Origin of the sequence: uncultured Psychrobacillus sp. (assembly GCF_938022135.1) — a bacterium.
Classification (GTDB): Bacteria; Bacillota; Bacilli; order Bacillales_A; family Planococcaceae; genus Psychrobacillus.
Map to the genome: position 1 here is coordinate 45,591 of NZ_CALIED010000084.1, position 18,978 is coordinate 64,568.

19 protein-coding genes are annotated in these 18,978 nt (G+C 36.4%); 15 read left to right on the forward strand and 4 right to left on the reverse strand.

Going from position 1 to position 18,978, the window contains the following annotated elements; all coding sequences use genetic code 11:
- Positions 1–12: 12 nt before the first annotated feature.
- The 5 genes from Q0371_RS17240 to Q0371_RS17260 all read left to right on the forward strand — a co-directional run bounded on the left by Q0371_RS17240 (position 13) and on the right by Q0371_RS17260 (position 6,668).
- A complete protein-coding gene (locus tag Q0371_RS17240) occupies positions 13–804 on the forward strand; it encodes a class I SAM-dependent methyltransferase (protein ID WP_251552856.1) in 792 nt (263 codons plus the stop codon).
- A 14-nt stretch (positions 805–818) separates the two neighbouring features.
- Positions 819–1,490 (forward strand): hypothetical protein, encoded by a 672-nt coding sequence (locus Q0371_RS17245; protein WP_298473390.1) that lies wholly within the window; start codon positions 819–821, stop codon positions 1,488–1,490.
- A gap of 14 nt (positions 1,491–1,504) precedes the next feature.
- Positions 1,505–2,068, forward strand: coding sequence for a group-specific protein (locus tag Q0371_RS17250; RefSeq protein WP_298473393.1), 564 nt, complete (start codon positions 1,505–1,507; stop codon positions 2,066–2,068).
- A gap of 141 nt (positions 2,069–2,209) precedes the next feature.
- Positions 2,210–3,679, forward strand: coding sequence for a protein adenylyltransferase SelO (locus Q0371_RS17255; RefSeq protein ID WP_251552853.1), 1,470 nt, complete (start codon positions 2,210–2,212; stop codon positions 3,677–3,679).
- 256 nt (positions 3,680–3,935) lie between these two features.
- Complete coding sequence (locus tag Q0371_RS17260) at positions 3,936–6,668, forward strand: carbohydrate binding domain-containing protein (RefSeq protein ID WP_298473396.1); 2,733 nt, start codon at positions 3,936–3,938, stop codon at positions 6,666–6,668.
- Between the two features lie 53 nt (positions 6,669–6,721).
- On the opposite strand, the gene Q0371_RS17265 is transcribed toward Q0371_RS17260, so the two are convergent.
- Both Q0371_RS17265 and Q0371_RS17270 read right to left on the reverse strand, forming a co-directional pair.
- Entirely contained in the window at positions 6,722–6,943 is a 222-nt protein-coding gene (locus Q0371_RS17265; protein ID WP_298473399.1) for a hypothetical protein, read from the reverse strand.
- 291 nt (positions 6,944–7,234) lie between these two features.
- On the reverse strand, positions 7,235–8,056 hold the full coding sequence (locus tag Q0371_RS17270; protein WP_298473402.1) for an EcsC family protein: 822 nt from the start codon (positions 8,054–8,056) through the stop codon (positions 7,235–7,237).
- A gap of 296 nt (positions 8,057–8,352) precedes the next feature.
- On the opposite strand from Q0371_RS17270, the gene sstT reads away from it, so the two are divergent.
- The 4 genes from sstT (at position 8,353) to Q0371_RS17290 (ending at position 11,691) form a co-directional block, all read left to right on the forward strand.
- Entirely contained in the window at positions 8,353–9,585 is a 1,233-nt protein-coding gene (gene sstT / locus Q0371_RS17275; RefSeq protein ID WP_298473405.1) for a serine/threonine transporter SstT, read from the forward strand.
- Between the two features lie 97 nt (positions 9,586–9,682).
- Positions 9,683–9,928 (forward strand): hypothetical protein, encoded by a 246-nt coding sequence (locus Q0371_RS17280; RefSeq protein ID WP_169358687.1) that lies wholly within the window; start codon positions 9,683–9,685, stop codon positions 9,926–9,928.
- Between the two features lie 216 nt (positions 9,929–10,144).
- The gene (locus tag Q0371_RS17285) at positions 10,145–11,119 is read left to right on the forward strand and encodes a DUF1835 domain-containing protein (RefSeq protein ID WP_298473409.1); all 975 of its coding nucleotides are present in this window, start codon (positions 10,145–10,147) and stop codon (positions 11,117–11,119) included.
- Between the two features lie 71 nt (positions 11,120–11,190).
- Positions 11,191–11,691 carry an LURP-one-related family protein gene (locus Q0371_RS17290; protein ID WP_298473411.1) on the forward strand — a complete coding sequence of 167 codons (501 nt, stop codon included), beginning with the start codon at positions 11,191–11,193 and terminating at the stop codon, positions 11,689–11,691.
- 100 nt (positions 11,692–11,791) lie between these two features.
- On the opposite strand, the gene Q0371_RS17295 is transcribed toward Q0371_RS17290, so the two are convergent.
- Positions 11,792–12,343 carry a glutathione peroxidase gene (locus Q0371_RS17295; RefSeq protein ID WP_298473414.1) on the reverse strand — a complete coding sequence of 184 codons (552 nt, stop codon included), beginning with the start codon at positions 12,341–12,343 and terminating at the stop codon, positions 11,792–11,794.
- Between the two features lie 299 nt (positions 12,344–12,642).
- Positions 12,643–12,828, reverse strand: a complete 186-nt coding sequence (locus tag Q0371_RS17300) for a hypothetical protein (protein WP_298473417.1) — start codon at positions 12,826–12,828, stop codon at positions 12,643–12,645.
- A 149-nt stretch (positions 12,829–12,977) separates the two neighbouring features.
- On the opposite strand from Q0371_RS17300, the gene Q0371_RS17305 reads away from it, so the two are divergent.
- The 6 genes from Q0371_RS17305 (at position 12,978) to Q0371_RS17330 (ending at position 18,936) form a co-directional block, all read left to right on the forward strand.
- Positions 12,978–13,418, forward strand: a complete 441-nt coding sequence (locus tag Q0371_RS17305) for a VOC family protein (RefSeq protein ID WP_298473421.1) — start codon at positions 12,978–12,980, stop codon at positions 13,416–13,418.
- A 61-nt stretch (positions 13,419–13,479) separates the two neighbouring features.
- Positions 13,480–13,995 (forward strand): shikimate kinase, encoded by a 516-nt coding sequence (locus Q0371_RS17310; RefSeq protein ID WP_298473424.1) that lies wholly within the window; start codon positions 13,480–13,482, stop codon positions 13,993–13,995.
- Positions 13,996–14,015: 20 nt separating this feature from the next.
- Positions 14,016–14,447: a GNAT family N-acetyltransferase gene (locus Q0371_RS17315; RefSeq protein ID WP_298473428.1), complete on the forward strand. Its 432-nt coding sequence runs from the start codon at positions 14,016–14,018 to the stop codon at positions 14,445–14,447.
- Between the two features lie 17 nt (positions 14,448–14,464).
- On the forward strand, positions 14,465–15,289 hold the full coding sequence (locus Q0371_RS17320; protein WP_298473430.1) for a sugar nucleotide-binding protein: 825 nt from the start codon (positions 14,465–14,467) through the stop codon (positions 15,287–15,289).
- Between the two features lie 223 nt (positions 15,290–15,512).
- Positions 15,513–16,970 carry a D-alanyl-D-alanine carboxypeptidase/D-alanyl-D-alanine-endopeptidase gene (gene dacB / locus Q0371_RS17325; protein ID WP_298473433.1) on the forward strand — a complete coding sequence of 486 codons (1,458 nt, stop codon included), beginning with the start codon at positions 15,513–15,515 and terminating at the stop codon, positions 16,968–16,970.
- Between the two features lie 271 nt (positions 16,971–17,241).
- A complete protein-coding gene (locus tag Q0371_RS17330; protein ID WP_298473436.1) occupies positions 17,242–18,936 on the forward strand; it encodes a peptide ABC transporter substrate-binding protein in 1,695 nt (564 codons plus the stop codon).
- Positions 18,937–18,978: the final 42 nt, after the last annotated feature.

The following is an 18,978-nucleotide window of genomic DNA, read 5'->3' on the forward strand; positions in this document are numbered from 1 at the left end:
CTATATAAATATATGAATAAGTATGGCAATGAATTGTTCACAGGAACAGCTTTGTATTATTCCCGGTACAGACCTCTATACCCAGCTACTCTGATTCGATTTTTAATCCAAAGGTTCGCTTTAGACGGAACGGGACAAATGTTAGATTTAGGGTGTGGTGATGGAAGACTTGCGTTAAGATTTGTCGATTGGTTTGAAAGAATAGTGGGAATAGACCAGGAAGCAGAAATGATTCAGCAGGCTACCCATTTACAGCAGGAGTCTAGATTTAGTAATTTCGAGTGGTTTCTAGGCGATTTGGATAATTATAAAACTAATCATGAGGAATCATTTAAGCTAGTAACAATTGCCAAAGCTTTTCATTGGATGGAACGTGAAAAAACACTTGAACTGTTGTTTAGTATGGTTTCACCAGGAGGCGGTATCGCGATTATTGACCCTGCTTTCACCAAAGTCACGCCTAGTTTGTGGGAACTCAAAGTGGATGAAGTTATGAAGTATTGGTATGGTGGAGAACGAAAAGCAGGAAATACGCTTTATCAACCGCCGAGTGAGACTTATGAACAGCTTATTAATCGTTCTAACTTTGACTTGGAAACCATTGAGCTTCCACCATATCAACATAGCTGGAACATAGATTCTATAATCGGCAATATATATTCATCCTCCTATGGTGCTAAACATTTTTTAGGTTACAATTCTCATGTGTTTGAAAGGCATTTAAGAGAGGAATTACTAAAAATTGAACCTACTGGACGTTTCGAGGAAAAAATCCAACTTTCAGTCCAATTAGCGCTTAAATAAGGAGTGTTATCACTATGCATAAACAAATTAAAACCTACAAGGAAGCTATACATATAATTGAAGAATTTGGGCTATTGCCCCTTGCGCCTCTTATCCCTGATTATCCTTCATTAGGAAGTATAACTGCTAAAGAAGTCTGGCATTCAGATACAGAATTTGATCCATGGATGTGGAGGACACAATTTTCGATGGATGGAACGGCAGGATACGGCAAGTTTATTAAGAAAAAGTCGGTGCTCATTTCAAGGGAGCTACTCCCATACTTTAAAAGGGTTTTAGGTGAAGAAGATTCAGTCGAACAACGTTTTGCAGATGGCAAACTATCAAGAGAGGCTTTAGTAGTTTTTCAATTAATTCAAGAAGAACAGGGAATAGATACTAGAGTTTTACGGAAAAAGTCGGGTCTGATACAAAAGGAGCAAAAGAAAGTTTTTGAAAATGCATTGTTAGAACTTCAGGGTTATATGGATATCGTAATTGCTGGAATTCAAGAGAAGACAGATGAACATGGAGAGAAAAATGGTTGGAACTCCACAGCCTTTGAAACCTATGATGCATGGACTATCAGAAATGGGATCCAGAAGCTTGGCCCTAGTAGACAGGAATCTAAAGACTATTTAATTGCTCATTTTGAGAACAAGTGCAATGAGAATGCGATGAAAAAAATAATTAAAATACTGCAATAGAATGTGGGGGTTCAATGGAGTTTTTATATCATATGGTGCCAAAGAAAATGATTGGCGATGAACTATTACCGCTAAATTATATAAAAGGCTTAGACAACGAGCTTTATAAGCAATATAGCGAGAAATATCGTAACAGTCCAGAAAGGGAAAGTCTTTTGCAGAGGAAAATACCTAAACTAGATTGTTTGTGGAATGATGTTATATTTTTATTGCCACTTCATCCAAACTACATTTTTGAAGCATTGTCCGAGTTAGGGGTAAGCATAAAAAAGGACCTATTATTTTATGAAATCCCGATTGAAAGACTACATGATAACTTAAATGCAATCTATTATTATCGCAAAGACAATTACAAGGGACCATCTTCAGATATACCTGAAGAGGAAGTGGAAATTATTCAAATGGACTCTTTTCCAATGTTAAATGCAATCCCCGAAAATACATTAATCTACTTTGCTGAAGAAAGTAAGAAAGGTAAAAACTTCGGGATGTTTGCCTATATTCCTCATGTTTTAAGCCTTGGAAAAATTAATATTTATGGTGTAAATCATGTTAACTGGAGTGAGAAGCCGATTTAAAAAATAGGTATAAACCTAGAAAAAGAACAGCGACTGCTGCTCTTTTTTTTGTATAGAAATTCTAAATTAGCGTATCACACATTTTAGAAGGGTATAATAAATACATAAGAAAAAAAGTAATTGATAAGAAAGGAAGGTTCGATGTCAGAAACTCAAAACCAAGCTGGATGGAATCTAGACAATAGTTATACTAGTCTTCCGCCAATGTTTTTTACAATAATAGATCCTAATCCTGTTAGCTCCCCTAAGCTTACCGTTTTAAATGAATCACTAGCCACTGAGCTAGGATTGAATAAAGACTATCTTAAAAGTGAACAAGGTCTACAAATACTAGCTGGAAATAGTGCTCCAGAAGGAAGTAAGCCTCTTGCACAAGCCTATGCTGGTCATCAATTTGGACACTTTACTATGCTAGGAGATGGTCGGGCATTATTGTATGGAGAACAATTAACCCCTGATGGGAAGCGTTTTGATATACAACTAAAAGGCTCTGGTAAAACTCCTTATTCTCGCGGAGGAGATGGAAGAGCTGGACTTGGTCCTATGCTTCGAGAATATATTATTAGTGAAGCGATGCATGGATTAGGAATACCGACGACACGTAGTCTTTCAGTTGTAACTACTGGCGAATCAATAATCCGAGAAACACTTCAACAAGGGGCTGTAATGACGAGAATCGCTAACAGTCATATTCGAGTTGGTACGTTCCAGTTTGCTGCAACCTACGGGACATATGAGGACTTACAGGCACTAGCTGACTACACGATAAACAGACATTATCCTGCGTTGGAGGATAAAGAGAACAAATATTTACTTTTCCTCGAGGAGGTAACGAAGCGTCAAGCATCACTTATTTCTCAATGGCAGCTAGTAGGGTTTATTCATGGAGTGATGAATACAGATAATATGAGCATCAGCGGAGAGTCTATTGACTATGGCCCATGTGCGTTTATGGATACCTATGATATGAACACTGTATTTAGCTCAATTGATACGCAAGGACGTTACGCATACGGCAACCAACCTGGTATTGGTGGCTGGAATCTGGCTAGACTTGCAGAAAGTTTATTGCCCCTTATTCATGAAGATCAAGAGGAAGCAATAAAACTTGCACAGGAAGTGTTATCTGCCTATCCAGAGCATTTCCAAACAAATTACCTAAAAGGCATGAGAGCTAAACTAGGGTTATTCCATGAAGAAGAAGGAAATCTAGCCCTCGTTCAAGAGCTTCTAGAACTAATGCAGAAGTATAAAGCAGACTATACAAACACCTTCCGAGCTCTAACTATGGAAGAGCTAGATGAAAATGAACTTTTTAAATCTGCTGATTTTAATAAATGGCATACAAAGTGGTTAGATAGATTAGAAAAACAACAAGAATCAAAACAAGAAGCAACACAAATGATGAAGCAACATAATCCTTCTGTCATTCCGAGAAATCACCGTGTGGAAGAGGCGCTAGAGGCAGCAGTTGATAGAGGAGACTATCAAGTGATGGAAAGTTTAGTGGCAGTGCTTCAAAACCCTTACGATTATTCAGCCGATAACCAAGAGTACTCGAAGCTTCCACCAGACTCAAGCTGTGGATATCAAACTTTCTGTGGAACGTGAAATATAGATTCTGGTTTTGACTTTTATTTAATGAAATTAACTTTCTTAATCAATAAGTATCAACAAGAACCTTCCAAACAAAATATGTTTGGAAGGTTTTTTTGTTTTAAGTAAAGAGCATATAAATCATTAGACCTAATAGATTAAGGTAGGTATTATATATCAACTATAATTAAGACTCTTTTAAGACATATCTATAATTATAAAGGGATAATATACTGAAAATTGTAATTATACTGATAAAGGAGGTTGTTTAATGGGGAGAAAACAATTTATTCGTGCTGTTTCTCTTTTTCTAAGCATCATGTTAGTCTTTGCTGTTTTGCCTATGACTAGTTTTGCTAATTCTGTAGAAGAAGATGTAATAGCAAAGCTTAAGGATAGGGGATTTAAGTCCCCTGTAAATCTCGGAATAGGTGCCTCAGAAGTTGTTCTATTAAACGCTGCTTTTGGAAAAGAAAATGGTAGAGATGTAGTTTATGCCACAGCAAATGGTGGTGTATTTAATGTAGTAGATGTAAAGGATAATAAGCTAATATTTTCTCAGCAGTTAGCAAAGGTATCTCAAGTGTGGAGTCATACTATTGCTTCTAATGGGACAGTGTATATTGCTGCACTCGGAGAAGGAAATGTAGGAGAGCTTTGGAGCTATTCTCCAACAACAAAGATTGTCGAAAAGCTAGGAACACCTAATGCTGGACACCAAGCATGGAGTAGTACTACGGATGATAATGGAAACGCATATATTGGTACGTATGCGGAAGGCAATGGGCGTATTTATAAGTATGATGGTGCCACTAAGTCTTTCGTTGACTTTGGAAAGATTGATGCTGACAATGCTAGTTATATTCGTTCTCTCGAATATCATGATGGATACTTATATGCTGGTTTAGGAGTGGAAGGAAAGGTTTATCGTATTAATGTAGAAACGATGGAAAAAGAAGAAATAACAAAAAATGTACCTGACATTTTAGGGAAGCCTGTCAGCCAGATTAAATTCGTTTATGATATGGCTGTCGTCGGTAACTATCTATTTGCTCGTTTTGATGACGGAGGCGAATCGGCTATACTTTTTTATGATTTGATTAACCAAGAATGGGTGTCAGATAAAAAGCTTGGAAAACTGCATGATGGATCAGCAGATGATTTTGGAAGCTTTGGTTTTATCCAGTTACCGGTCAATGGAGATAAGGCATATGTAATTCACAATCGTCACATTGTAGAAGTTGATATTAATACATTAGAGACGCGTGAAACAGGGATTAGATATGGAGCTGGCTTACGAGGAGGAGCATTTGTAGATATGGGAAGAGAAGATCTTCCAGGTCTCTCTCTAGTCACAATGAATAGGACAGGCCAAATATTTGCTGCAAATCTAGAGACAAATAAAACTGTTACCCTGCCAACGGCTATGCAAGCACTTCCACTTAAACTTCATAACCTTGGGGAAGGTCCAGATGGTAATCTTTATATGACTACTTATCCTGGGGGACCAAAGGGTTCGAAATATAATATCCAAACAGGGCAATTTGTAACGTATTCCCAGGGACAGGCAGAGGGAATTGTAGCGGGAAATGGGACCGATTTATATTTTGGGATTTACGGAGGTGCTGCTATTCAAAGGATGAATACAGAAACAATGGCGATAGAAACACTTTTTGATCTTAAGCCGGAGCAGCAGGATCGGCCGTACATTATGAAATTTGTAGAAAATAAATTATTAATCGGTACTATACCGGATTATCAAAAGTTAGGGGGGGCACTTACGATTTATGATTCAGTTACGGGAGATAGAAAAACTTATCGTAATGTGGTTCAGGATCAAAGTATTGTTGGATTAGCCCATAAGGACGGTTTAATTTACGGCTCCACTACAGTAAGAGGAGGACTTGATATTCCTCCGAGCACCTCAAAGGCAAAAATGTTTATATGGGATATAGAAAGCGAGCAAAAATTGAAGGAATTTGAATTAGATATTCCAGAATTAGATGCTCCTCCAATAATTAGTGGATTAACGTTTGATGATAACGGAACATTATGGGGTGCAGTGGACGGCATTATTTTTGCAATGGATCCCGCGACTCATGAAGTGATAAAGTATAAAAATATATATCCAGAGATAAAAAATAGGGGTATGTGGAGACCGGTCCATATTGAAATTGGAAAAGATGGTCTGCTATACACAGATGTAGGTGGAAAGCTTACGGTAATAGACCCTTCCTCTGAAAACTTAGACCATGTTTCATTGATCAATTCAGGACCTGAAATTGACTTTATGGTTCTAGCGAATGACAAAGAAGGAAATGAAAATATCTATTATATAGACGGCGATGCAACTCATCTATTTATGATTCCTGTAGTGGATGGTGGAGAAGTTGTAAATCCTGAGGAACCGATTTATGAGACTGTCAATGTTCCGATTAAAAATGCAGGATTCGAAGACAAGGTCAAGAAAGGAAGCATACCAGGTTGGTCATCCTTATTTGGTGCATTTCCATCCAATGCATCCTTTGAAATAAGCGATTTACGTAAAAAATCTGGTAAGAACAGCTTAAAAATTAATGATACCGATCAAAAGCAAACTGTTTTCGCACAAACTGATTTGATTTCTATAAAAGAAGGAGTCGAGTATACAGCTTCTACTAATCTCTTTTTAGAAGATGGCAGCGTAAGCTTCTTTATTCGTTATTTTGACGAAAAGGGAATACAAGTAGGTAGTGATCGAGATGGTGAAAATATTATCCATATCCGTAACGGTCATAAGGAATGGCAGACGGTAAAAGCGACGGTTACAGCTCCAGAGGGGGCAAAATATGCTCGTCTATTTGCTGGAACATCCAATTACTTTACTACAACAGCTGCTTATTTTGATGATTTTAAATTGAGCTATGAAAAGGAAGTAAAGAAGCCGGGGAAACCTGGAAAGCCAGATAAACCGGGGAAACCTGAAAAACCTAAACCTGGGAAGCCGGGGAAACCAGGCAAGTAAGGTATTAGAAAAAGAGGAGAAAGTGAGTATTCACTTTCTCCTCTTTTTATATGTTATCTCTTTTTCTTCTTGCCAAGCTCGAGTGCGGCCTTACTTTTCTCCACTATTTTCTCAAATTCTATTTGAACATGCACATGATTATTATCATTATAGGAGACGTCTAGTACCTTGCACTTGCGACCTTTAATTCTCAACTCTTCGTCTACTACAGGAATGTTTCTTAATGCTTGAGTTAATACAATTATATTATTTTCATAAAAATGTACTGCGAACATGTGCTTTTCCCCTTTATCAAATAAATTAATTCTGAAATAGAATCTCTATATTTTATGAGATAGAAAGGAATATAGAACAAGAAAAAGTGACAAGATAAAGAATGGTAGAAATTGATTTAATTATGAAGCAGACCGACCGATTATTTGGAAAAACCCTCCGATTAATGAAGTTTACCGACCGATTATTTAGAGAAACCGACCGATCATGAGATAAAACCGTCCGATTACCCTCTAAGCATACAAAAAAACGAAAAAGTTACACTGTATGTTTTACTTTTTCGTGGAAGATTATTATATATCTGTATGATCACTTTCTAATTCATTGAGCTTTTCATAAATTCTTCTTTTCCTGTAAAGCATGATGCCAGCCTCTGCTATATCTTGGATCATTCCTTTATTTGCAAATGCTCCAAATATAATTCCGGCTATGGGTACCATTTGAAAGAGCTTTTTCCACCCAAATTGATCACGATAGGTGAAAAATACTTCCTGCCAGCCTTTTAACTGGGACAGCATATTTTCTGACGTCGGTTTATTTTCATGAAGAACCGATAATTCATTTAAAATGGATTCTTTTCCAACGATATCAGCAGACGCAAATTGCAGACACTTAATGATAAACACACGCTCCTGTTTGTCGTTTGGATCATACCCATGAATAATCGCAATTTCCTGCAAAGTTTTTAGTGCAGTACCAAGAATCACGGGAATATCGATTGCTAGTGTAAATATGCCACCAACCCCCGTAGTCGCACCCTGAAGAGTAGCAAACTTCACACGTCCTTTTTGTAACCTTTCACTCAGTATGATCATATCTTTTAATGGAATGTTCCCAATATCCTCTATAGACTCTATAGGGTCGTAAGGAGTAGATGATTTAATCTTATTAATCATCGTTTGTTCATTGATTAAGTATTTACCACCCGTTTGTATATAGCTGCCTATTTCAGAGACAAGTAAACCAATTTTTTCTTGTATAAAAGCAGGAGTTAACTTATCTAAGACCTTAAAAGGAAGACGTCCGAGCTTTTCCCAAATCCATAAACCCTTCTGATCTTTCTCCCAGGCTTCTATCTCTTCTAAATGTGTATGAAGATAGTCTTTCGTTTCCATCTATCACTACTCCTTATAATAATATCTTATCACTACTATAATCTAATCTTGTTCAACTTACATACATGACGCGCTTAAATCTTTATCGGTTTCAATATTGTTAAGTTACTTGTGCTATGTTACAGGTGCCAGGCACTTGTAACAATTGGAAAATATTATTTCGAAATAATTGTTTACCAATTCATAATTTTCGTGTTAAACTAGCATTTATATATAATTAATCATAAAATTTTAACATATCAAAGAGCAGGTACATCGTTAAATATGCTATCATGTTTAATATCGGAGGGAACAACATGAAAAAACTCTTACATACATGGAACCAAGTAAGTCTCGTTAAACAAATTTTACTGGGTATTCTAATAGGTGTTATTCTAGCTTTAACAATACCTGAAGCTGCAAGCTGGGTTACTATTTTTGGTGCTTTATTTGTTGGTGCTTTGAAGGCTGTTGCACCAATACTTGTATTATTCCTAGTTATTCATGCAATTTCGTCTCATAGAAGTGGTCAGCAAACGAACATGAAGTCAATTATTATACTTTATGGAATTGGAACATTTCTTGCAGCACTTGTTGGTGTTCTTGCAAGCTTCCTATTTCCGGTTACGCTTACGCTTACAACTGGAGTAGAGGATGTTACACCTCCAAGTAATATTGTAGCGGTATTAGAAACTCTTCTATTTAATGTAGTTGATAATCCGGTAAATGCCATTATAAATGCAAATTATATTGGAATTTTAACATGGGCTATTCTTTTGGGACTTACTCTGAAGAATGCTGCAGAAACAACGAAAACTGCTATAGCTAATATTTCAGATGCCATTTCACAATTAGTGAAATGGGTGATCAAGCTTGCTCCTATTGGTATTTTAGGGCTGGTTTTTGATGCAATCGCAACGAATGGTCTTTCTGCTTTAACGGAATACGGCCAATTAATTATTATATTATTAAGCTGTATGCTATTTGTAGCTTTAGTTATTAATCCTTTAATTGTTTACTTATACGTACGGAAAAATCCTTATCCATTAGTATTCCGCACGTTAAGAGAAAGTGGAATTACAGCTTTCTTTACGCGTAGCTCGGCTGCTAATATTCCTGTAAATATGGAATTGTGTAAAAAGTTAGAGTTGAACAAGGATACATACTCTGTTTCCATTCCTTTAGGAGCTACTATTAACATGGCTGGAGCAGCAGTTACAATAACTGTCTTAACCCTTGCTGCCGTTAATACGTTAGACATAAATGTAGATATTGCTACTGCACTAATCCTTAGTGTCCTTGCTGCTGTGTCTGCTGCGGGAGCATCTGGAGTTGCTGGTGGATCACTTTTACTTATCCCATTAGCATGTAGCTTGTTTGGTATACCGAACGAAATTGCTATGCAGGTGGTTGGTGTAGGATTCATCATTGGAGTCATCCAAGATTCATGTGAAACTGCCTTAAACTCATCCTCAGATGTATTGTTCACAGCTACTGCTGAATATGCAAAGGATCGTAAAGAAGGAAAAGAAGTTATTATTCACTCTTAATAAAATCAAGTGCCTCTCTATAATCCTTTATAGAGGGGCACTTTTTATACATATTTTAATTTAATGGAAGGATACTAAAGACAAAAGGAGAATCTTTATGTCCGAGTGTCCACTGTGCAATGCATTCAATGAATTTGAAGAGAACTGTCCAAAGTGTACTAACCCTTTAGAGGACGCTGGCAAGGAAAGTGATTTTCTAGATCCCTATGCTCATTACAACGACCTAGACACCATTAAAATGGCAGACGGTTATTCTCATACAAGCAAGGAAGAAATTTGCCCACATCTCATCACTTGTAATAATTGCGGATACGATGAAGTGAAATTTGTACAAGGAATATGAAACAGCTGAATAATCAGCTGTTTTATTTTTGTGTATTGAAGTAAAATATATGTAATATTGAAAAAATATCGCTTAATGAAAAAAAGAAAAGAAGTCAAATCCATATAGAAAAGAGGAATAGATATAGTTATAAAAACAAAAACGCATTACCCATTTATCTATTTCTTCATTGAGCCGAATGTTGTCATTGTATATAAAATAGAAACTCAAAACTATTTGACAGCAACTGAATTTAAGAACTATGACTGCAAGATGTATGAGATTAATACACCAACTGAATTTGAAGAGTTTCACCATGAAAATTATCGACCTCTCCGTTCACGAACTTGGTTTATCAAGCAGGAAATAATGAGTGACATTGTAGAAAAAATAAACTCCTTCATCCAAGAGTCTCTACAGTTACATCAAAGATCTAAAGGACCTATTCATTTAGTTTCTTCGGAATCTGCAGCCGGGTCTCTTAAGGTAGGACTTCCGAAGCCACATACAGTCATCGCTATCCCAGATAACTTAACTTATGGCCCGTTAGGAAAATTAGTTGAAAGAGCAGAGCAAAAAATACGAGAAGAATGGCTATTTGATCATATAAATGACGAGCAGGAAGAAGGAAATTATGCCAGTAAATTTAGCAATATGTTACGTCAAATAGATGATATTGCCGATTCAATCCCTATATATCTATGGTGTGGAAATAATGTAGCTGAACAAATAGGGATCCGTTTTATGGTTTATTTATTAGGAGAGAAGAAAAATGCTATTTATTTGATAACTGAGGATAAAATAGCTATATCTTATACTTCTCATTTACATTCGGAGCAAATTAAAAAAATATTCGAACAAAACAAAGATGTTTTACCACTTTCCTCAAATGAGCGTTCCACCTATATCGAAGAATGGTTCAAGTTAGTTGATAGTAAGGAAGTCTTGCGCATATGGAATGGCAGAGAAATAATAGGGGTTTCAGAAAATTATTATGATTCCCTCATTCAAGCAACTGCCGAAATGCTGCATAACAGTCAATCTGAAAAAGAGTTTCTTCCCGTAGGAGAAGTCATAGCTGAAATACTTAATAAAGAGATAATAGATCCATTCTTCTTAGAATATAGAGTAAGACACTTAACTTACGATGGTACTTTTAAGATAAAAGGTATTCCTAAATCTATGCACAGCTATAAAATAAAGCTCCAATAGTGATGCATTCGGAAGCTATCCAAAAATTCAAGATCTGCTAGTTATTAAATGAAACAAAAGGAGAAAAAATTATGAAAAAACTTTATATAAAGCAAAAGGTATTAAGTCTAAGTGGCAAGTTCACCGTAAAGGATCAGCAGGAGAACGATGTATATTACGTTGAGGGCAGCTTTATGAAAATCCCCAAAACGTTCTCTATTTTAAATACATCCAGAAACGAAATAGCGCTCATTACGAAAAAAATGTTCAGTTTTTTACCGAAGTTTTTTGTGGAGGTAAATGGAAAAGAAGTACTAACGATTAAGAAGGAATTCTCTTTCTTGAAGGCTCGTTATTCAATTGATGCAGCTGGTATTGAGGTGCATGGTAACTGGTGGGATATGAATTTCCAGGTGTTACAGCACGGAGAAGTGGTAGGGCAAGTTAGTAAGGAATGGTTCACTTGGGGGGATAGCTATCAGGTGGAAATCTGGAAAGAGGATATGGAAGCCATCATCATTTCTCTAGTTATTGCGATTGACTGTGTAAAGGCGGACCAAGCAGCATCTTCATCTGCTACTGCGTCGATTTAAGCTTTAGATTGTCTACCAGCATTTCAAAATATGATTCTTGAATTCGAAAAACAAGAATCATATTTTGATAAAAAAATTTTACCCTTTAAACCAATGCTTATTATAATAATGCTTCAATATCCTTTTCCATATCAATGGTATCTGTAGTAGATTCATAACGATGTAGAACGTTACCATTACGATCTAATAGAAACTTAGTGAAGTTCCATTTAATCGAATTTCCTTGCATATAATGTGGTACCTTTTCATTAATGATGGAACTTAGTATTCGAGAAGACGGATGAGAATTGTTAAATCCTTTAAATGGCTTAACTGTCGTTAGGTAATTAAAAAGAGGTTCGGCCTCTTGATCTCTTACTTTTACCTTAGAGAACATTGGGAATTGTACACCAAAATTTATCTTACAAAACTGATTAATGTCTGAATTACTACCAGGCTCCTGGTCATCGAAATGATTAGATGGGAATCCTAGGACTACAAATCCCTGCTCCTTATACCGAGCATATAATTTTTGCAAATCTTCATATTGGTATGTAAAGCCACACTTGCTTGCAGTATTGACGATCAACACTACATTCCCCTTAAATTTTTCTAATGAAACCAAGTTACCACTGATATCCGGTAATTTAAAATCAAAATCATAGATACTCATCTTTTCTCCCCTATCCTCAAATAAAAACTTATAATAAGAGTCCTTAGACCTAATTCGTTAGACTCATATAATTGATTGTATTATAGTTCTTAAATAATTGCCAAATTATTGCTTGGTATGTTTATAGAATGATTTAAATCTATATATTTTAACTGCTAACTTACAAAAGGAGGAAGTGGAAGGAGGAAAGAAAAATCTTTTGTAGTATTTATAATAAGACAGTTTCTTGAGTCCCAATTTACTTAGGAAAAATCCATAAAAAAATACTAGAAAGAGATACCATCTAGTATTTGAAAAAATTATAAATTTTCGTTTTGTTGTTTGATCTCGTCGCCAGTTAGAATGATATTGGCCTCTTCGAGTGCTTTATGTTTATCAACAGAGTCACCAGGAACATGGTTACCGTTTGGATAGGTAGATCCGTTTTCAATCGTTATTTTTTCATTTTTAGGTGCTTTTGTATTAAAGTCATCCTGCTTTTTCATTTTTTCACTCCTTGTTTGTTATTAGTATCGTTTACCAATGTACAATTTCTGCTTTACTATTATGGACATCCTTTTAATAGACATACATTTGGCTCAATGAAAGATGGAATATCTCCACAATCTCGAAACTATACCTAGGAGGAATTACAATGAATCGCATAAATATTATTACACTTGGGACAAAGGATATCGTCCGTGCACATGAGTTTTACAAGAAACTAGGATTCGCTACTGCTGTAAGAGGACCAGAATCAAGTCCGCATATTATCTTCTTTAAAAATGAAGGTACTAAAATAGCTTTATATCCATTGGAAGACCTTTCTAAGGACATAGATTCAGCTAATCCACCCACGGTAGCCAATGGATTTACAGGCTTCACACTTGCTTATAATGCAAAAACTAAAGAAGAAGTGGATGAATTAATGAAAAAAGCTCATGTTGCAGGTGCAACTATTCAAAAAACAGCCAAAGCAACCGATTGGGGTGGTTACGGTGGCTACTTTACTGACCTTGACGGCTATTTTTGGGAGGTTACCCACGCAGATTCCTGGGAGTTTGATGAAAATAATATGTTAATTATTGAAGATTAGCAGATAGGAGACTAAAATGGATAAGTTTGTTTTTATATTTGGACCCTAAGCAGTGGGCAAGATGACAGTTGGACAGGAGCTTGCGAGGGAAACAGGTCTAAAGCTGTTTCACAACCATATGACAATAGATTTGCTAGAGCCACTTTTTGGCTTTAGTGAGGAAATGTGGAGACTGACTCACCAGTTTCGAATGGAGATATTTCATTCATTTTTGAAAAGTAATCAGGATGGAATGATCTTTACGAAGATATGGTATTTTGACAAACAAGAGGATTGGGATGATATAGAGAATATCTGTAAAATGATGTCCTCCAAAGGTGTTTCCATTTATTTTATTGAGTTAGAAGCGAATGTAGAAGAAAGGCTCCAGAGAAACAAGGCGCCAAGTCGTTTAGAATGTAAACCAACAAAAAGAAACGTGAAGCTATCTGAACATCATTTACTAACGACAATGGGAAACAATAGATTGAATTCACTGCCTGGGGAAATAGATAGAGAAAATTATATAAGAATCGATAATACTTTTTTGAGTCCAAGTGAAGTGGCACAAATTATAAGAGCTAAGTTTAATTTATAATAAGAAAATGAGGGAACATAATGTTAGAAACAGTAGAAGAGCTAAGTACAAGAGATCAGTGGTCAGAAGCTTTTCCTTTAATGAATCAGCTGAGAACGGATTTAACCTTGGAAACATACATAGATTTATTGCAAGAAATGCAGAAGGATGGGTACAAGTTGTGTGCCCTCTATGTCCAAGAAAAAATGGTTTCTTTAATCGGATATAGCTGGCGAACGAACTTTTACAATAAACGTCATATATTTGTTTACGATTTAATAACTGATACCTCACAACGTTCAGGCGGCTACGGGGAGAAATTATTAAAATACATACATGAATATGCTAAAGAAAATGGAGCAGAGTACGTAGCCTTAGAGTCAGGCCTACAAAGAAAAGAAGCCCACCGTTTTTATGAAAATAAATTTGAATACGACAAATGGTGCTATTCATTTAGAAAAACGTTGAACTAAACAAAAGGAGCAATAAAATGAAAGTACTTATTCTTGGAGCCACTGGTTTTTTAGGATCCACCTTATTTCAAAAGGCTCTTGAGGACGAGTCGCTAACCGTTGTTGGAACATCTAGGTTGTCAAACGTGGCAAAAAAAATCATTCCTTTAGATGTAATGGACAAGCATTTAGTTGCAGAGACAATAGAAAGCATAAAGCCAGATGTCGTCATTTGGTGTCTTATGAGCATGGAGAACGAGGATCAGCTTATTGAAATTGGACTGAAAAATGTCGTAATACATTTGAGTGAGGTCACCAAATTCATATTCATATCTACTGATGCGGTGTTCGTGGATGGTAGGGGTGATTACGATGAGCTTGATCCCACTGGTTTGCTACCTTCCGAAGCTCGTCTTGCTATTTACGTAAATGCAAAAAATGCCGGAGAACAATATTTGATGAAGAACCATCCAAATTATGTGATTGTACGGACAGGACCATTATATGGGGACAATCATTATATAGAAAAACGTACGCTCCAAATCATTGAACATATAAAAGAAAATAAGCAGTATAACGCGTGGGAAAATGTATTTAGGTCTTTTGTGAATGTCCATAATCTATCAGAAGCCTTGATAGAGCTAAGTAAAAATAACGTCATAGGCATTCTTCATGCAGGTCCACCACAAAAAGAAAGCTATTATACTTTTAATAAAAAGAGAGTGGAGCAGCTTGGATTCGACAGTACCTTCATTTGCCCAGTGATTGTTACAAAAGAAGAGAATCCCTACATATCTCTAGATACATCCTTAAGGACAGATAAGATTTCTGAATTGCTGCCAACCGTATTTAGGAATATATAAATTACGGAAAATCGATACATGCAGAGACAATGAATGTTCGACTAAAACAGCAAATACTCTCTCATACTAATTCAATAGACATAATTATCATAGGAATATTGATAGATGCTTTCCTTACCATACCACTCCGAAAATCCTCTTTTTTACTTGTTGGAAGGAAATTTCTTCTTTAAGTGGAATATGTCCCTAAACTATTATTACAAATTGATATGGGGGGAAGATTATGAGGAAAAGGTGGGCAAGCCTTTTGATGGCTTGGGTCTTATTTGTGAGCATGTTTGGAATGGGGCAATTAGCTCAAGCAGAGGTAACAACAGAGGATGCTTTAAGTGAATCCATTTCGACAATCGTTCAAGAAAAACTGTCAGGTGCAAAAGTAAGTATTGCGATTATGGACCGGATGACTGGTGAAGTGGTGTATGACTATAATGGTGATACACCTATTAAACCTGCCTCCAATATGAAGCTGATCACAACTGCTGCAGCACTAGATGTTCTAGGAGAAGATTATCGTTTTAAAACAAGTCTTTATACGAGCGGTAAGCTATCTAATGGAGTATTAAAAGGAGATGTCTATCTACAGGGACAAGGCGACCCAACCTTAATGGAGGAAGATTTACGACAATTTGCTCAAACACTGAAGGCTAAAGGTATTCAAACGATTGATGGAAGAATTGTCGGAGATGACAAGTGGTTTGATGATGATTTGTTAACACCTGGTATATGGGCAAACGATGAATCGTATTACTATGCTGCGCCTATTTCGGCATTGACTACTTCGCCAAATGCTGACTATGATTCTGGAACCATTATTATAGATGTAAATGGTTCTGCAATCGGGAATGCTCCTACCGTAAAGGCAACTCCTCATCTAGGAGATTTAGAGATTGTCAATCAAGCACAAACCGTTGCGGCTGGCCAAAGTAATACAATTACCATTGAAAGATCTTATCGAACAAATCAAGTTGTCATAAGTGGCAATCTACCAATCGATAAGACCAAAAGAGAGTGGGTAACGATGCTTCACCCAACTACTCATACATTAACGATGTTTCAAGCGGTTTTAGAAGATGTTGGGATCGAATATAAGAAACACAAATTCTTTAGAGCAGCTACTCCTAAAAGCGCTGAACTAATATCAGTAAAAGAATCTATGCCACTAAGAGAACTACTCATTCCTTATATGAAGCTAAGTAATAATGGTATTGCGGATATATTGGTTAAGACAATGGGCAAGGTCAAGGGCAATCATGGAAGCACGAAGGCCGGCTTAAAGGTGATGGAGCAGTACGGTAATTCCATTAACTTAGATATGTCTGATTGGAAATTCGAGGATGGCTCTGGTATGTCTCACGCAAACTCCGTGTCCGGCTTGGCTATGAATGATTTACTTCTTAAGATACAACAGGAAGATTGGTTTGACACTTATTTTAATAGTCTACCAGTAGCTGCTCACCCTGACAGAATGGTAGGAGGCACACTAAGAAACCGTCTAAAAGATCCACTTACTTCAGGTAACGTTTTTGCCAAAACCGGTTCATTAACTGGTGTTAGTACGCTAAGTGGTTATATAGAAGGAAGTAGCGGGGAACAATATATTTTTAGTGTGTTGGTACAAGATAAGTCAGGTACAGTAAGCGTGATTGACGAAATTGTGAAGGTGATGGCTAGAGGACTATAAAATATTTAATAACTAATAGAAAGGCCGGTAAACGAAAGTTTACTGGCTATTTCTTGTACTATTGTCAAAATGAAAGTAAAAAGTATCAAGTTAGAGAAGTGGCGCTTAATGAAATATATGGTTTTGATTAATCAAAAGTTATGCTAACATACATATTTATGACGAAGAATGATGAGATAATTCTAAAAAATCTAATTTTTATTTGATTTATTGCGATTAGTGAAATATATTAATAGAGCGCTTAATGTGTTAAAAAAAGGGGATGAATGAAGTGAAAAAGAAATTATTATGGGTGTTTCTACTTATCTTAAGTATTTTGCTAGTTGCTTGCAATGAGGACAAAAATACTGAAGAGAGTTCAACGAAAGAGCCAGAAACTACTGAGGGGAAGGATTCTGCTGAACTTGATGAAATACAAGAATTAAATCTTGTTGCGGGTGCAGAGATTCCATCAATGGACTCAGTTTTGGCCGACGATGCTGTGTCATTTAATTACCTTAATAACGTAATGGAAGGGCTCTATCGATTAAATCAAGAAAACATTCCTGTGCCTGCAATGGCAGAAGGTGAACCAGAAGTTTCAGAAGATGGATTAACCTATACATTCAAATTACGAGATGCTAACTGGTCCAATGGCACTCCAGTAACAGCAAAAGATTTTGTATTTTCTTGGAGAAGAGCAATTGACCCTGAGACAGGTAGTTCCTATGGACCTTATATGATGCAAGGGTTAATAAAAAATGCAACTCAAATTTCAATGGGAGAAATGGCAAAAGAAGAATTGGGCGTTGAAGCCGTGGATGATAAAACATTAAAGGTGACGCTAGAAAGACCAGTTCCTTATTTTATGTCCCTCATGTCATTTGGTACCTTCTATCCTCAAAATGAGGAATATGTAGCTGAAAAAAGTAATTCATATGCATCTAACTCAGATAACCTTATCTACAATGGACCATTTGTGCTAACTGAATGGGACGGGACTGGCTTATCCTGGTCACTAGAAAAAAATGCAACCTACTGGGATGCTGAAGTTGTCCAGTTGGATAAGGTTAATGTGGACGTAGTGAAGGAAACAGCTACATCTGTTAACCTCTATGAGAATGGGGAAAAAGATCGTGTAGGATTATCTGGAGAATTTGCACTTCAATATGCAAATCATGAAGAAGTAATAAAAGAATTAAAACCTACTATCTACTATTTAAAGTTAAACCAAGAACGTGATGGTAAAAAAACAGCCCTTTCAAATGTGAAAATTCGTAAAGCAATTGCTATGTCCTTCAACAAAGAGGATTTGGCATCAGCTATACTGGCAAACGGTTCAATACCAGGTGATTTTCTAGTGCCTAAAGGATTGACATTCGATGAAAATAAAAAAGATTTTCGTGATATCAATGGAGACATGGCGAAGTATAACGCTGAAGAGGCAGCAAAACTATTTCAAGAAGGAATGGAAGAAGAAGGACTGACTGAATTAGAGCTAGAATTAGTTGGCAATGACAGTGAGCTTGCTAAAAATATGGATGAATATTTAAAAGCTCAGATGGAAGGAAATCTTAAAGGGCTTACTATTAAACTGATACCAGTTACATTCAATGTGAAATTGGACAAGGATGCAGCGCAGGATTACGATATACAAAGCACTGGCTGGGCACCTGACTTCCAAGATCCAATTACCTTCCTAGAATTATTTGTTACAGGTTCACCGCAAAATAATATGTCTTATTCAAACCCGGAGTTGGATAAACTGATTGACCAAGCAAAAAATGAACTTGCATTGGAGCCTGAGGCACGCTGGGAAGCACTAGCAAAAGCTGAAAAAATCATTATGGAGGAAGATGCTTCCGTCGCATCGATGTATCAGTCAGGACTCATGTCACTACAAAAACCATATGTTCACGGAATTATCTCTCATCCGTTTACAGGTGATTATAGCTACAAATGGGCTTATATTTCAGGAAAAGAATAATTCATAAATGATTAGTGTATATCCATTAATGGATATACACTT

Bases quoted from the DNA above. Each gene is read 5' to 3' on its own strand.
- Q0371_RS17305 (WP_298473421.1), top strand. From the start codon at position 12,978: ATGAATCGCATAAATATTATTACACTTGGGACAAAGGATATCGTCCGT.
- Q0371_RS17260 (WP_298473396.1), top strand. From the start codon at position 3,936: ATGGGGAGAAAACAATTTATTCGTGCTGTTTCTCTTTTTCTAAGCATC.
- Q0371_RS17255 (WP_251552853.1), top strand. From the start codon at position 2,210: ATGTCAGAAACTCAAAACCAAGCTGGATGGAATCTAGACAATAGTTAT.
- Q0371_RS17280 (WP_169358687.1), top strand. From the start codon at position 9,683: ATGTCCGAGTGTCCACTGTGCAATGCATTCAATGAATTTGAAGAGAAC.
- Q0371_RS17310 (WP_298473424.1), top strand. From the start codon at position 13,480: ATGACAGTTGGACAGGAGCTTGCGAGGGAAACAGGTCTAAAGCTGTTT.
- Q0371_RS17315 (WP_298473428.1), top strand. From the start codon at position 14,016: ATGTTAGAAACAGTAGAAGAGCTAAGTACAAGAGATCAGTGGTCAGAA.
- sstT (WP_298473405.1), top strand. From the start codon at position 8,353: ATGAAAAAACTCTTACATACATGGAACCAAGTAAGTCTCGTTAAACAA.
- Q0371_RS17295 (WP_298473414.1), bottom strand. From the start codon at position 12,343: ATGAGTATCTATGATTTTGATTTTAAATTACCGGATATCAGTGGTAAC.
- Q0371_RS17290 (WP_298473411.1), top strand. From the start codon at position 11,191: ATGAAAAAACTTTATATAAAGCAAAAGGTATTAAGTCTAAGTGGCAAG.
- Q0371_RS17320 (WP_298473430.1), top strand. From the start codon at position 14,465: ATGAAAGTACTTATTCTTGGAGCCACTGGTTTTTTAGGATCCACCTTA.
- dacB (WP_298473433.1), top strand. From the start codon at position 15,513: ATGAGGAAAAGGTGGGCAAGCCTTTTGATGGCTTGGGTCTTATTTGTG.
- Q0371_RS17245 (WP_298473390.1), top strand. From the start codon at position 819: ATGCATAAACAAATTAAAACCTACAAGGAAGCTATACATATAATTGAA.
- Q0371_RS17300 (WP_298473417.1), bottom strand. From the start codon at position 12,828: ATGAAAAAGCAGGATGACTTTAATACAAAAGCACCTAAAAATGAAAAA.
- Q0371_RS17270 (WP_298473402.1), bottom strand. From the start codon at position 8,056: ATGGAAACGAAAGACTATCTTCATACACATTTAGAAGAGATAGAAGCC.
- Q0371_RS17240 (WP_251552856.1), top strand. From the start codon at position 13: ATGAATAAGTATGGCAATGAATTGTTCACAGGAACAGCTTTGTATTAT.
- Q0371_RS17250 (WP_298473393.1), top strand. From the start codon at position 1,505: ATGGAGTTTTTATATCATATGGTGCCAAAGAAAATGATTGGCGATGAA.
- Q0371_RS17265 (WP_298473399.1), bottom strand. From the start codon at position 6,943: ATGTTCGCAGTACATTTTTATGAAAATAATATAATTGTATTAACTCAA.